Origin of the sequence: Hyalangium gracile (assembly GCF_020103725.1) — a bacterium.
GTDB classification, from domain to species: domain Bacteria; phylum Myxococcota; class Myxococcia; order Myxococcales; family Myxococcaceae; genus Hyalangium; species Hyalangium gracile.
Map to the genome: position 1 here is coordinate 282,989 of NZ_JAHXBG010000011.1, position 14,540 is coordinate 297,528.

8 protein-coding genes are annotated in these 14,540 nt (G+C 69.3%); 5 read left to right on the plus strand and 3 right to left on the minus strand.

Translation table 11 applies throughout. The features are described from left to right. Positions 1–31 precede the first annotated feature (31 nt). On the plus strand, positions 32–934 hold the full coding sequence (locus KY572_RS23840) for a tyrosine recombinase XerC (RefSeq protein WP_224245248.1): 903 nt from the start codon (positions 32–34) through the stop codon (positions 932–934). Positions 935–1,215: 281 nt separating this feature from the next. Here the strand turns inward: KY572_RS23840 and KY572_RS23845 are convergent, their stop codons facing one another. Then, positions 1,216–1,653, minus strand: coding sequence for a CAP domain-containing protein (locus KY572_RS23845; RefSeq protein ID WP_317987890.1), 438 nt, complete (start codon positions 1,651–1,653; stop codon positions 1,216–1,218). A gap of 396 nt (positions 1,654–2,049) precedes the next feature. Here KY572_RS23845 and hslV point away from each other — a divergent pair, with 396 nt between their 5' ends. The 4 genes from hslV (at position 2,050) to KY572_RS23865 (ending at position 6,231) form a co-directional block, all read left to right on the plus strand. Then, entirely contained in the window at positions 2,050–2,577 is a 528-nt protein-coding gene (hslV, locus tag KY572_RS23850; RefSeq protein WP_224245249.1) for an ATP-dependent protease subunit HslV, read from the plus strand. 12 nt (positions 2,578–2,589) lie between these two features. Beyond that, complete coding sequence (gene hslU / locus KY572_RS23855) at positions 2,590–3,981, plus strand: ATP-dependent protease ATPase subunit HslU (protein ID WP_317987891.1); 1,392 nt, start codon at positions 2,590–2,592, stop codon at positions 3,979–3,981. A 122-nt stretch (positions 3,982–4,103) separates the two neighbouring features. Further along, positions 4,104–5,285, plus strand: coding sequence for an acetylornithine transaminase (locus KY572_RS23860; RefSeq protein WP_407659992.1), 1,182 nt, complete (start codon positions 4,104–4,106; stop codon positions 5,283–5,285). A 10-nt stretch (positions 5,286–5,295) separates the two neighbouring features. Beyond that, on the plus strand, positions 5,296–6,231 hold the full coding sequence (locus KY572_RS23865; RefSeq protein WP_224245251.1) for a J domain-containing protein: 936 nt from the start codon (positions 5,296–5,298) through the stop codon (positions 6,229–6,231). A 157-nt stretch (positions 6,232–6,388) separates the two neighbouring features. Here KY572_RS23865 and KY572_RS23870 read toward each other — a convergent pair whose 3' ends face one another. Together KY572_RS23870 and KY572_RS23875 are read right to left on the minus strand one after the other, a co-directional pair. Then, positions 6,389–12,967: a myxosortase-dependent M36 family metallopeptidase gene (locus tag KY572_RS23870; RefSeq protein ID WP_224245252.1), complete on the minus strand. Its 6,579-nt coding sequence runs from the start codon at positions 12,965–12,967 to the stop codon at positions 6,389–6,391. Positions 12,968–13,361: 394 nt separating this feature from the next. After that, the gene (locus KY572_RS23875; protein ID WP_224245253.1) at positions 13,362–14,540 is read right to left on the minus strand and encodes an SDR family oxidoreductase; all 1,179 of its coding nucleotides are present in this window, start codon (positions 14,538–14,540) and stop codon (positions 13,362–13,364) included.

Sequence of the window (14,540 nt, forward strand, 5' to 3'; positions counted from 1 at the left end):
CGTGGGGGCCGAGGCCGTCTACGCTACAGGCATGGTGCAGCTGTCGCCGCTGCTGGAGAAGTTCCGGGCCCACCTCGAGGACGAGAAGGGCGCGTCGCCGCACACGGTGCGGAACTACCTCATCGATCTCGTCGACTTCGAGAAGTACCTGGCCGAGAAGATGAAGCTCACGCTGCTGGCGGGCTCGCACGCGGCCATTCGAGGGTACCTGGGCACGCTGGCGGTGGACCATGCGCCCTCGAGCCGTGGTCGCCGGCTGGCCAGCATCAAGTCCTTCTACAAGTACCTGGTGCGCCAGAAGCTGCTGCCGGCGAGCCCAGCGAAGCTGGTGAAGAGCCCCAAGCTGCCGAAGAGCCTGCCGAAGGTGCTCCCGGTGGACGAGGTGTTCGCCATCCTGGACATGCCATCGCTCAAGACGGTGCTGGGGCTGAGGGACAAGGCCATCCTGGAGATCCTCTACGGTGGAGGCCTGCGTATCAGCGAGCTGTGCGGGCTCAACCTGCTGGACGTGGACCGGAGTGGGCGCATCGTCCGCGTGATGGGCAAGGGCAGCAAGGAGCGGCTGTGCCCGGTCAACGCCCAGTCCATCCGCGCGCTGGAGGACTACCTGGCGCGGCGCGGAGAGCTGCTGGCCACGGCTCGGCCGGGGCAGGATCCGGACGCGCTGTTCCTCAACTACAAGGGCGGCCGGCTGACGCCGCGTAGCATCGCCCGGCACCTGGACACGTACGTGGTGAAGCTGGCCCTGGCGCGCAAGGTGAGCCCGCACGCCCTGCGTCACTCGTTCGCCACGCACCTGCTGGGCGGAGGCGCGGACATCCGGAGCATCCAGGAGCTGTTGGGCCACGCGAGCCTGTCCACGACACAGCGCTACACGCACGTCACGGTGGAGCAGCTCCAGCAGATCTACGACAAGGCCCACCCGCGGGCCTGAGCCGCCGCCCCGCGTTCCGTTCCCGCTGTTCGTGGGGGCCCGAGGGCGATCGCTGCGAGCCAACTGGTCCTACAAGCAGACCAGTTCGCCCGGATTGCGGCCAGAGGGGGGCAATCCGAATCGGTTCGTCCCAGATCGCCGTGTGCCGAGAGAGAGCGGGACGGCCGGTGCGGGAGGACCCGTCAGCTGACGGGGGGACCCGCACCGAGACGAGGGACCCGCGACCTGTGCGCCCAGCCTGTGGATCCGTGTTCTTCCGTGGCTGAGTCGGGGAGGCGGTGTCAGTAGGGCTTCTGTCCCACGAAGTTGCCCGGAGGAGCGTAGTTGCAGACCCAGAGCTCCCAGGTGGGAAAGTCCTTCCCGAAGGGAGAGTTCTTCGTGCACGTGCGCTTCGCGCAGCCCACGTGCGTGGTGTTGCGCCAGACCACCTGCGTGTAATGGCCGCACACCTTGCCACTCGCGCACGAGTTCTGGGCGAGGTTGTAATGGGCAGCCTCCGAGGCCCAGTCCTTCACCACGTCCGCCGTCTTCCAGGCGCCAGGGGTCGCCGCGGCCAGGTTCTCACCGAAAGGAGCGCGGTTCGGGTTGTGCTCGAAGGTGCAGCGGGCCGCCCAGGACTCGGCCTTCTTGGCGGCCTCGGCGGACCACTGGAGCTCGGGGAGGGGTGGCTTGGGCGTGGGGCGTGCGTTGGCGCGCGCCTGGTTGTGCGCGTCGACCATCTCCCGAGCGAAGGCATCGGGCGGAGGGCTGCTTCGGGGAGCGGGGGAGGGGCTCGAGGGCTTCGTGCCCGTGGCGGAAGGCTGCGGCAGTCGCTCCTTCGCGCCCGCGCCACACGCGGCGAGGCACGCGGCGAGGCAGGCGACGACGAGCTGAGCGGAACGGCGCGGGAGACGAGCGGAGGCACACCCTTTCATGAGGCGAGGGTGGATGATTTCCGCGCGGGAGTCGATGCGTCCCAAGGGAAACGAAGCCCCCGGGAAGGGCAGAGCGTCATATGGACGTCAGTGCCTGGCGGCGACCCACCTGGGTATCCGCGCCCGTCGATGGTGAGGGGGCGGACAGGCGGGCGGTCTTCCTTGGAAACCCGCTCCCCGCCTTGTTAAACCCCCCAGACCATGTTCCACGGCACTACCATCCTCTGTGTCAGGCGCGAGGGAAAGGTCGTCATCGCCGGCGACGGCCAGGTCAGCCTCGACAAGACGATCATGAAGAACACCGCCAAGAAGGTGCGCCGCATCGGCGAAGGCAACGTGCTCGCCGGGTTCGCTGGCAGCACGGCGGACGCCTTCACCCTCTTCGAGCGCTTCGAGGCCAAGCTCAAGGAGCACCAGAAGAACCTGGCCCGAGCCTGCGTCGAGCTGGGAAAGGACTGGCGCACCGATCGCTTCCTGCGCCGCCTGGAGGCCCTGCTCATCGTCGCTGACCGGGACAAGACCTTCATCCTCTCCGGCGCCGGTGACGTCATCGAGCCGGACCACGGCATCGCCGCCGTGGGCAGCGGCGGGCACTACGCCCTGGCCGCCGCGCGCGCCCTCATGGCCCACACCCAGCTGTCCGCCCGAGAGGTCGCCACGCACGCGATGGCCATCGCCGCGGACATCTGCGTCTACACCAACTCGAACGTCACCTACGAAGAGCTCTAGGAGCCCCTGCCCGTGGCCGATTCCCGAAAGATGCCCGCCTTCACGCCCCGCGAGGTGGTCAGCGAGCTGGACCGCTACATCGTCGGGCAGAACGCCGCCAAGCGCGCGGTGGCCATCGCCCTGCGCAACCGCTGGCGCCGTCAGCGCGTCTCGGATGATCTCCGCGAGGAGATCCACCCGAAGAACATCATCATGATCGGCCCCACTGGCGTGGGGAAGACGGAGATCGCCCGGCGGCTGGCGAAGCTGGCCCAGGCGCCCTTCGTCAAGGTGGAGGCCTCCAAGTTCACCGAGGTGGGCTACGTCGGCCGCGACGTCGAGTCCATGGTGCGCGATCTCGTCGAGGCCGCCATCGCCCTGGTGCGCGAGGAGGAGACGGAGAAGGTGAAGCCGCGCGCCCTGGAGCTGGCCGAGGACCGGCTCATGGAGCTGCTCTCGGGCAGCGCGCCCAAGACTTCCTCGCCGCCGCCGTTCGGCTTCCAGCCCCCCGTGCCGCCGCCTCCGTCCCGGCTGGGCGACCACGAGCGCGAGAAGCTCCGCGCCCAGCTGCGCGCCGGCACGCTGGATGACCAGTTCGTGGAGATCGAGACGTCCGACAGCAACCCCATGTTCCTGCGCAACTTCACCGGGCACGGGATGGAGGAGGTCGGCGTCAACCTGCAGGACCTCTTCAAGAACATGCCGGGCATGAACCGCACCAAGCGTCGCAAGGTGCGCGTGCCCGAGGCCCTGCAGCTCCTCCAGCAGGAGGAGGCCGGCAAGCTGGTGGACAACGATCGCGTCACCCGAGACGCCCTGGTCCGCGCCGAGTCCAGCGGCATCATCTTCATCGACGAGATCGACAAGATCGCCAGCCGCGAGGGCGGCAAGGGCCAGGGGCCGGACGTGTCCCGCGAGGGCGTCCAGCGCGACATCCTCCCCATCGTCGAGGGCTCCACCGTCAACACCAAGTACGGCCAGGTGAAGACGGACCACATGCTCTTCATCGCCGCGGGCGCCTTCCACGTCTCCAAGCCGAGCGATCTCATCCCCGAGCTCCAGGGCCGCTTCCCCATCCGCGTGGAGCTGGAGCCGCTGAGCGGCCAGGACCTCATCCGCATCCTCCGCGAGCCGAAGAACTCCCTCATCCGCCAGTACACCGCGCTGCTGGCCACCGAGGGCGTGCAGCTCCAGTTCACCGATGACGCCGTGGACGAGCTCGCCCGCATCGCCCAGGTAGCCAACGAGCGCACCCAGAACATCGGCGCCCGGCGGCTCCACACCGTCCTGGAGCGCCTGCTGGACGAGGTGTCCTTCGGGGCCAGCGAGATGGGGCCCAAGACGCTGTCCATCGACGCCGCCTATGTCCGCGAGCGCCTGGGCTCCATCGTCCAGGACGAGGATCTCTCCCGTTACATCCTGTAGCCTTGCACCTGGGGCCTCGCACCGCCCCAAGAGAGGAACCTGACGTGCACACGCCCACCACGCCCACGAGCCCCGCCAAGACCCATCCCACCGCCGCCGCCGCGCCTCGCACCCAGAACGAGGTGTGGATCGAGAAGGCCAAGGCCCACCTGCTGCAGAACTACAAGCAGCAGCCCATCGTCCTGGTGCGCGGCAAGGGCGTGCGCGTGTGGGACGCGGACGGCCGTGAGTACCTGGATCTGCTCGGCGGCATCGCCACGTGCGCCCTCGGCCACTGCCACCCGGAGGTGGTCGCCGCCGCCAAGGCCCAGCTCGAGACGCTCTGGCACGTGTCCAACGTCTTCTACTCGGAGCCCTCCATCGAGCTGGCCGCGCAGCTCACGGCGCTCTCCGGCCTGCCGCGCGCCTTCTTCTGCAACTCGGGCGCGGAGGCCAACGAGGCCCTCATCAAGCTGGCGCGCAAGGTGATGAAGGATCGCGGCACCCCCGAGCGCTTCGAGATCATCACCTTCGAGAACTCGTTCCACGGCCGCACCCTGGCCACCGTCACCGCCACCGGCCAGGCCAAGTACCAGAAGGGCTTCGAGCCGCTGCCCGCCGGCTTCGTCCACGTCCCCTACGGAGACCTGGAGGCCGTGCGCAAGGCGGCCGGCCCCAGCGCCGCCGCCATCCTGGTGGAGCCCATCCAGGGCGAGGGTGGGGTGCGCGCCGCGCCGCAGGGCTTCCTCAAGGCCCTGCGCGAGCTGTGCGACGAGCGCGGCATGCTGCTCCTGGTGGACGAGGTGCAGACGGGCATGGGCCGCACCGGCAAGCCCTTCGGCTTCCAGCACGAGGGCATCCAGCCGGACGCCATCAGCCTGGCGAAGTCGCTCGGCAACGGGCTGCCCATCGGCGCCATGCTCTGCTCCGAGGCGGCCGGCAAGAGCCTGCCCTCCGGCACGCACGGCTCCACCTTCGGCGGCAACCTGGTGGCCGCCACCGCCGCCAACGTCGTGGTCCGCTACATCCGCGACCCGAAGATGCTCAGCGACATCCAGGAGAAGGGCGAGTACTTCATCGCCCGGGGCCGCGAGCTCCAGGCCCGGCTGCCCACCCTCATCAAGGACGTGCGCGGCCGCGGGCTGCTCCTGGGCATCGAGCTCCAGCAGGAGGCCGCTCCGGTGATCGCGCGCTGCCGCGAGCAGGGCCTGCTGGTGAACGCCGCCGGCGAGAAGACGGTGCGCTTCGCTCCGCCCTACATCGTCACCCGCGAGGAGCTGGACGAGGGCCTGCGCATCCTCGAGCGCGTGCTCACTCCCGCCTGAAGGTGGTGCCATGCCTGAGCTGGTGGATCTCGATCCCGCTCGTCAGAAGGAGATCATCGATCTGGAGAAGGCGCAGGAGGGCAGGGACTACTTCGCCCTCCTGGGGCTGAAGCCCGGCGCGCCCGTGGAGGAGGTGAAGCAGGCCTTCATCGAGGCGGCGCTCAAGTACCACCCCGACCGCTACGCCGGGCTGAACCTGGGCACCTTCCGGGCGCGCATCGAGCGCATCTTCCGCCGCATCTCGGAGGCGCACACCGTCCTCTCCAACCCGGAGAAGCGCGAGGCCTACCTGCGCGCCAACCCCCGCCTGCGGGGAGGGCCCGCCCCATCCCCCGTGCCCTCGGGGCTCGAGGAGCCGCTGCTCGGGGACGAGGAGCGCCGGGCCGAGCGCCAGTCACGCCTCTCGCGCCACCCCTACCTGGCGCGCACCCACCGCCTCACCGAGCTGCTGACGCGCGGCAAGGCGGCCTTCGCGCGCGGAGACTTCGAGAAGGCCTTCGCCGATCTGAACCAGGTGGTGAACCTGGACCCGAAGAACCGCGAGGCCACGGCGCTGCTGGCCGAGGTGCGCAAGAAGCACGACGAGCAGCGCTCCAAGGTGGAGATGCAGCGCGGCATGGACCTGGAGAAGCAGCAGGACCTGCCCAAGGCGCTGGAGTCCTACCGCAAGGCCTCCTCGCTGGATCCGCACCACGCGGAGGCGGCCTACCGCGCGGCCCGGCTGGCGAAGGCGCTCGGCATGGAGTGGAACGAGATCCGCATCCACGCCCAGCGCGCCGTGGACGTGTCCCCGGACACGGTGGCCTACCGGCTGCTGCTGGCCCAGGTGCTCCTGGATGGCAAGGCCGGCAACCTGGCCAAGCGCCACCTCGAGGCCGTGCTGAAGCTGGACCCGAAGAACGCCGAGGCCACCGCGCTGCTGCGCAAGTCCCGCTGGCCCTTCTGACACACCCCTGACGGAAGCCGTGCCCGCGCCCGCCCTCCCGGCGGAGCGCCCGCCTCCGTCATGCCCTCCGCCGGGCACCTGAGCCCAACCACGGCCCGCAAAAGAAGAGGGGCGACCCGAAGGCCGCCCCTCCCTCAACTACAGGTCTCCGCTCGGACTAGCGGAGCGTGATGCGGCGGCGGGACAGCGCCACACCGGCCAGGAGCGCGAGCAGCATCGCGCCGCCCGAGCTGGAGCCGGTGCTGGAGCAGCCCCCGTCACCGTCATCGTCATCCTTGGCCGCCGGCTTGATCTCCACGCTCACCGTCTGAGAGGCGGAGGCGCCGCTCGCGTCGGTGACCGTGACCTTGAAGGCCAGGGTGACGTTGCTGTCGGTGTCCGGAGCCTGGAAGGTGACGGTGGCCTGGTTGGTGGTGGACAGCGACACCTCGGGGCCATCCGTCTGCTCCCACTTGTAGCTCAGCCGCTCGCCGTCCGGATCCGTGGAGCCGAGCGCGTCGAGGGTGACCGTCTGACCGGCGGTGTCGCCGGCCACGTGGCGAGCCTGGGCCGCCGGAGCCTTGTTGACGTTCTTCACCTTGACGCTGACCGGGACGACGTCGGAGGCGAACCCGTCCGCGTCGGTGACGACCAGCGAGAACGACACCAGCGTGTCCGAGGAGACCTCGGGCGTGGTGAACTGGAGCGCGGCGGAGTCCTGGCCGGTCAGCTGCACCGCCGGGCCACCGGTCTGCACCCAGCGGTAGGTCAGCGTGTCACCGTCCGGATCCGAGCTCTGGCTCGCATCCAGGGTGATGGCCATGTTCTCGTTCTCCTCGAGCGACGTCGGGCCGCGGCCCACGGGGCGACGGTTGGCCTTCACGACGGTGATGGTCACCGAGGAAGTCGCCGTCTTGCCGTTGGCGGTGACGGTGAGGGTGAAGTGCAGCGCCGTGGGCTCCTTCACGTCCGGAGCCGTGAACGACGGCGTGGCCGTGTTGGCGCCGCTCAGGTTGACCTGCTGCGCGTCCGAGGCGGCCTGGGTCCAGGCGTAGGTGACCGCGTCGCCGTCCGGATCCACACCGAAGCCCTGGAGCGTGACGGCGTCACGGGCATTCACCGAGCGAGCCGCGCCGGCGTTGGCCAGCGGGGCCTGGTCGCCGGTGGAGCTGGTGGCCTTGACGGTGATGCTCACGCTGTCGGAGGCCGTCTTGCCGTTGGCGGTGACGGTGAGGGTGAAGTGCAGCACCGTGTCCGCGTTGGGCGCCGTGAAGGTCGGGCTGGCCACGCTGTTGGAGCTCAGGGCCACCTGCTCGGTATCCGAGGCGGCCTGGGTCCAGGCGTAGGTGATGGCGTCGCCGTCAGCGTCGCTGGCGAAGCCGCCCAGGGTGACGGTGGCGCCCGCGTTCGCGCTCTGGTCCGGACCCGCGGTGACCACGGGGGCGTGGTCCACGGGGGTGGAGCCGGCCTGAACGGTGATGGCCACGCTGTCGGAGGCCGTCTTGCCGTTGGCGGTGACGGTGAGGGTGAAGTGCAGCACCGTGTTCGCGTTGGGAGCCGTGAAGGTCGGGCTGGCCACGCTGTTGGAGCTCAGCGTCACCTGCTCGGTGTCCGAGGCGGCCTGGGTCCAGGCGTAGGTGATGGCATCGCCGTCAGCGTCGCTGGCGAAGCCGCCCAGGGTGACGGTGGCGCCCGCGTTCGCGCTCTGGTCCGGGCCCGCGGTGACCACGGGGGCGTGGTCCACGGGGGAGTTGGAGGCGGAAACGGTGATGGCCACGTTGTCGGAGGCCGTCTTGCCGTTGGCGGTGACGGTGAGGGTGAAGTGCAGCACCGTGTTCGCGTTGGGAGCCGTGAAGGGGCTGGCCACGCTGTTGGAGCTCAGCGTCACCTGCTCGGTGTCCGAGGCGGCCTGGGTCCAGGCGTAGGTGATGGCGTCGCCGTCAGCGTCGTGGGCGAAGCCGCCCAGGGTGACGGTGGCGCCCGCGTTCGCGCTCTGGTCCGGGCCCGCGGTGACCACCGGATCGTGGTCCACCGGGGTGGTGCCCGGCTGCACGGTGACGGTCACCGTGTCCAGGGTGCTCAGGCCGTTGGCGGTGGCGGTGAGCGTGAAGTGCAGCACCGTGTCCGCCGTCACGGTCGGAGCCGTGAAGGACGGGGTCTGCGTGTTGGCGCCCACCAGGGTGACCTGCTCGGCGTCGGTGACGTCCTGGGTCCACGCGTAGGTGATCGCGTCATTCTCCGGATCGCTGGCCGAGCCGAACAGGGTGACGGTCTTGCCGCTCTGCGTGAACAGATCCACGCCGGCGTTGACGTTCGGCGCCTGGTCCGGACGCACGGTGATGGTCACCGTGTCCGAGCTGCTGCCGCCCGAGGCCGAGGTGACGGTGAGCTGCAGGGTGACGGTGCTCTGCGTCTTCACGTCCGGAGACACGAAGTACGCGGTGGCCCTGTCGGCGTCCATCAGGGTGACGGAGGGGCCGTCCACCTGGGTCCAGGCGTAGGAGACCGCCTCGCCGTCCGGATCGCTGCCCGTGCCGGCGACGACGACGAGCTTGCGCCCATCCGCCGTCTGGTCCACGCCCGCGTTGGCGACGGGCAGGCGGTCCACGTTGGTCACCACCACGGAGACCTCCGCCGGCTCGCTGTCCGCGTAGCCGTCGTTGGCCACCAGCTCGAAGGTGAACGTGGTGTCCTGGGTCACCTCGGGGGTGGGGAAGGTCGGCCGCGAGGCGGTAGCGCTGCTCAGCGTCACCGCCGGGCCGGCCGTCTGCGTCCACGTGTAGGTGAGGATCTCGCCGTCCTCGTCCGTCGAACCGGTGGCGTCCAGCATGATGCTGGGCACGGTGCGCTCGGCCACCGAGCCGGGGCCCGTGGCCACCGCCACCGGCAGGCGGTTGATGTTGAGCACCGTGATGACGGCGGTCTTCGGCAGGCTGTTCTCCACCCCGTCGTTCACCACCAGCTGGAACGCGTAGGTGTTGTCGTACGGGGTGTCCGCCACGAAGCTCGGCGTGGCGGTGTTGGCGCCCTGCAGGTCCACCGGATCACCGGCCGTCTGCGTCCACTGGTAGGTGAGCGGCTGCCCGTCCGGATCGAAGCTCGCCGAGCCGTTGAGCGTGATGACCGTGGGGTTGCCCGCGGCGTCGAACTCGTTGTACCCGCGCGGCGACTGGCCCACGTCCGCCACCGGGCGGCGGTTGCAGACGGTGCCATCGCTCGTCTCGGCCACCAGGCTGCTGTACTGCCCGCTGGCGACGTTGCTCAGCTGGAAGTCGTCGATGTCGAAGCCGTACGCACCCGCGGCGCTGTCCGTGCCCATGCGGAAGCGGAAGCGGATCGGCAGTCCGGCCAGCCCCGTGCCGAAGTTGACGGTGGCGGTGCTCCAGGCCGGGAAGCCCGCGTTGGTGCCCACGTACGCCGCGCGATCCGACAGCGGGTTGTCACCCACCTCGAGGAACGAGGTGTAGCCCGGGTTGACGCCCAGATCGAGGTACAGATCGTACCAGGTGAGGTCGTCGACGGAGATCTCCAGCACCACGCCGTCATAGTAGGGCGCGGTCCAGCCGGCGGCGCTGTAGTCGGACTCCAGGGAGTGGCGGTACTTGAACGTCAGCACCGTGTTGCCCGTCGGGTTCACCTGCATCCACGGGGTGAGGAACGGGACGTCGGAGATGGTGCCCAGGTCCGGCACGTGGATGTAGCGGTTGAGCGTGCCGTCCGCGAGCCGCTCGGTGGCGCCCGCCCAGCCGGGCACGCGGTTGATGAGCCCGGAGGTCCAGCTGGTCATCTCCGTGTCGAACCGGTCCACCAGCGAGCCGCTCAGCGCCTCGTCATAGTGCACGCGGTTGTTGTACTCGGCCGTCTTCGACGCGGTGGGCACCGACGGCTCGGTGAGCGTCACGGTGATGCCCGCGCGAGGCGTGGCGCCGGTGACCGCGTTGAGCTTCACGGGCACCGTGCGCGTGGCGGAGGCGCCAGGCTGAATGGTCGAGAAGGCCAGGGTGTTGCCGTTGGGGAACTGCAGGGTGGCCGTGGCGCCGCTGGCGGCCACCGTGCCCGAGAAGGAGCCGAGCGCGCCCAGGCCGGTGTTCTTCACCGTCACGGTGAGCAGGCCCGTCTCGCCCACGTCCAGCACGCCGTCCTGGTCGCAGCCGGTGACGCTGTCATCCAGCCGGACGCTGGTGATCTCCAGGTTGTTGCCGTTGGCGAAGCTCTCCACCACGCCGATGTGGTCCGCGCTGTCGCGGTGGGGCGCCTTGGCGCCCACGCCCGCGCCGCGCTTGGCGAACGCGGCCAGGAAGCGGGCGTAGTCGGCCGGATCGCTGGCGGCCACCACGGACAGCAGCGCGTCGCGCGCCTCGAGCATGGTCGGCGAGTTCGGGGTCGCCTTGTAGCCGGCCACCAGGTACGACTTCATCCGGTGATGCGCTTCCGCGAACGAATAGGCGTTGAGCAGCGACGCGTAGCACTCCCACAGCATGCTGGCCCACACCTCACCGCTGTTGTGGACCTCGCCGTTGGCGCCGCCCGGCAGCGTGGAGTTGATGGGGTGGGTGGACGGCAGCGCGTTCCAGTTGCCGATGTGCTTGAACGTCAGCGCGTTCTTCGTCATGTCCGTGGAGTACGGGACGCGGCGGATGCCGTAGTAGTAGCCGTTGTTGGCGCCACCGCTCTCGACGTAGCCGGCCATGCCGTAGACGCCCTGGAACAGGTTGTTGCCCGGGCGGTTGCGGTCCTCGTCGCGCACCGCCATCAGCATGGCGTGGAAGTCCGCCCAGCCCTCGCCCATGGACCGGCCCTGGTTGTTGACCAGGCCGTTGGAGTTACCCACCAGGCGGTTGCTGATGTAGTGGCCCCACTCGTGCGCCACGATGGTGTTGTCCAGCGTGCCGTCGCGGTCCAGATCCGCGATCTTCTTCATGTTCAGCCGGATGGTGGTGTTGTTGGTCGCCACCTCCTGCTTCCACGCGACGCCCGTGTCCTGGGTGATGGAGAGCGTCGGGATGGTGACGGCCGCGTTGGTGCCGCCCAGGCCCGGCGCGGAGCCCGGCGCGTTGTTGACGATGATCACGCCCACGGCGCCCGCGGTCTGCGCGTTCTGCGCCTTGACGTTGAAGTCGCAGCTGCCGCGGTCGATGACGGCGATCTTCCCGTCGAACGTCCCGGCGGTGAACGGGGTGCAGCCCAGCGTGGTGCCCGCGGGGTTGGGGATGAGCGCGTTCGCGGTGACGTTGTAGACGGTGGCGCCGAACGACGCGCTGCCCGCCTCCCGGATGCCCGCCAGGTTGGCCGGCGACTCGACCGTCAGGGTCGGCACGCCGTCGAACACGTACATCTGCATGCGCGGCCGGTTACCGTCGGCCGGCGTGGACATGTTGGCGTTGTTGCGGCCGAGGTAGTCCTGGGCCTCCGCCTTGATCGAGTCGTTCTCCAGACCGCCGCGGCCGAAGTTGCGCGCCTGGGCGTTGCCGGAGATCTCGTCGAAGCCGACGTCGTAGTAAGCGTCGTGCAGGTAGTTGTTCAGGTAGAACAGGTTGACGACCGCCGCCCGGCGCTGGGTGATGCTGTCGCTCGGCGACTTGCTGAGATCGTACGTGTAGTCGAAGACGCCCGGCGCCGAGGTGGGCGCGCGCAGGTCCGTCTCCGGCTGGAAGCCGTCCGGCGCTCCCAGGTCCGCGTACGCGTCCGCGTTGTTTCCGTTCGTCTGCGTGGCGTTGGGCGGCAGCCACGGATCGTTGCGCGAGTACGGCACGTTCTGCAGGGTGATCAGGTTCGGGGCAACCCAGGGCGCCTGGTAGCCGTTCGGCGTGCCCGTGGGGTGCGGGGTGGGATCATTGCCCTGCGGACCGTCGTAGGGGATGAAGTCCGTGGGGTGGGCCCACACGCGGTAGGAGAACGCGTCCTCCGCCGTCTGGTTGTTGCGGAACAGCAGCGAGCCGTCCTTCGCGGAGATGACGAAGGAGTAGTAGTCCGACTCCGAGCTGCCCTTGGTGCCGACGGAGAGCTCCACGTAGAACGCGGGCTGCAGGCCGTCCGGCAGGGTGAAGTAGACCTTCTTGGCGCGGGCCGGCTCGGTCATCTGGTGCGGCACCACCGCGCTGACGCCCGTCTCGAAGGCGAAGCGGGTGTAGTCGCCCTGGGTGCCGACGCTCGCCAGCGACCGGGCGCTCAGGGTGGTGTCCGTCAGGTCCTTGAAGGCCCGGGCCACGGCGTCCGCGGCGCTCAGCTGGAAGTCCGTGCCCACGGTGCTCTTGCGGGCGGCCACCGCCTCGTGCGGCGTCATGTAGCCGGTGATCGCCACCAGGTTGTTCTGGCGGTCCATCACCACGCTGACGCCGCTACGGAACACCTCGATGCCGCCCACCTTCTGCTCGAAGCGGGCGATGATGGGGCCGAAGGCCGTCTTGTGCACCGACTGCAGGGTGGCGCTGGAGATGTCCTCGCTCGTCAGCCGGTAGAGATCGGCGAACTTCTGCAGGTGCACCCGCGCGGCCTGCTCCGGGCGCTGGGTGGCCAGGGCGCCGTTGCGCTCCGTGGCGTGCCGGTCATTCCACAGGACGGTGGGCAGGCCGAGCCGCTCCTCCATGCCTTCGACGCGGGCTCCCCGGGCCAGCAGCTGCTCAGGGGTCGCAGCCAGGCTCCGGGACTCGCGATTCACGAGGAATGCGTCGAAGTTGACGCGCTCCTTCGCCCAGGCGCTGGTGCCGGTGAGTGGCACCAGCAACAGGCTCGTCAACAGCTTTTCCTTCAAGCGCATGCGTCTTCCTTCTTCTGGTACTGCTCTTGGGGGAACTGCGAACCGCTACGGCACTCGGAGGGCTCACCGCGGCCGTGAGCGCTCCTACGTCTTCCAGGCTGAGGGATGACAGCCGGGAAAGAGACACGACTCGCGCTTCACGGCGAGGAGGCGCGGGCGAGAGAAGGGGGCGGTGGCGGGGCGGCGCGGGAGAGGCCTCAGGGGCCGGCTGTCAACGATCTCCGACAAGCGCTGCGCTCCCCGACACGGACGAGAGGGTAGCCTGTTGACTCCCCGGTGCTCGAATGCGGGCGCATGGTAACCAGGAGACTGTCGGGATGAAAAGGGCCCCCCTCCACTATTCGAGGGGAGCCGTCAAGTCTCAAAAAACTGAGAGCTGGGCTTAGCTCGTAATTCAAGAGACGGGACGCCGGACTCCCGGTGCGTCCTCTTCCGCTCCGGGAGCGGGCGAGTGGTCGAGCGGATCGTCCACCTCGAGGTTCTCGCGGCGCTTGCGGTACTGCTCGCGCACGTAGGCGACGAGCTGGTCCAGGTACGAGGCCAGGGGCGGGCAGCGGATGCCGGTGCCGTCCAGAAGCTCCAGGGTGTTGTGGCAGTTGTAGATGGCCAGGTGGTTGACGTAGCTGATGGCGGCGCGCTGGGGCCGGGCCAGCTTCTCCAGCACCGGCAGGCGCAGCATCACGTCCGCGGCCCGGGCCGACAGGTTGAAGCGCGGCAGCTTCCGGTTGGCCTTCTCCGCGATGAGCTCGTACACGCGGCGGGCGCTCATGGGGTTGGGGTCCACCAGGTGGAAGGTGCGGCCCACGCCGCGTTCGTCCCTCGAGATGTGCCACACGGCCGAGACGATGTAGTCCACCGGCACCACGTTGAGCGGGGCCACGCCGTTGCCGGGCAGCGGCAGCGGCACCACCATGGGCGACGTCACCAGGAGGATGCCCAGGTAGTAGGGGCCCTCGAAGCGGTCGATCTCTCCGGTGCGCGAGTCGCCCACCACCGAGCAGGGCCGGTAGATGGTGACGGGCAGGCTGGCCGAGGCGCGCTGGACGATCTTCTCGGCCTGGAACTTGGTCTCCTCGTACGGGTTGCGGAACGTCTGCCCGCGGTCCAGCTCGTCCTCGGCGATGACGCCCACCCGGTCGCCGGCCACGTAGCACGAGGAGAAGTAGTTGAAGCGGCGCAGCTGCTCGCAGTCGCGCGCCAGCTCCAGCATGTTGCGCGTGCCGTCCACGTTCACCCGCCACGCCGTCTCCTTGGGCGCGCTCAGGTTGGAGATGGCCGCCAGGTGGAAGATGTCCGTCACCTTCTCGCACAGGCGCTGGTACTCCTCGCCGGACAGGCCCAGGTGCATGTCCACCACGTCGCCGGTGAGCAGCTCCAGCCTGGCGCCCTGCACGCGGGCCGCGTGCTTCTGCGCGTCCTTGAGCATCTTCGGCTGCACCAGGGCGAAGATGTGGCCCTGGGGATCCTCGCGGGCGATGTGCTCGATCAGCCGCTTGCCGATGAACCCCGGGTAGCCGGTGACGAAGTACGTCCCGGGTCCGGAGCCCTCTGCCTTCTTGCGCGTCTCGCTCAT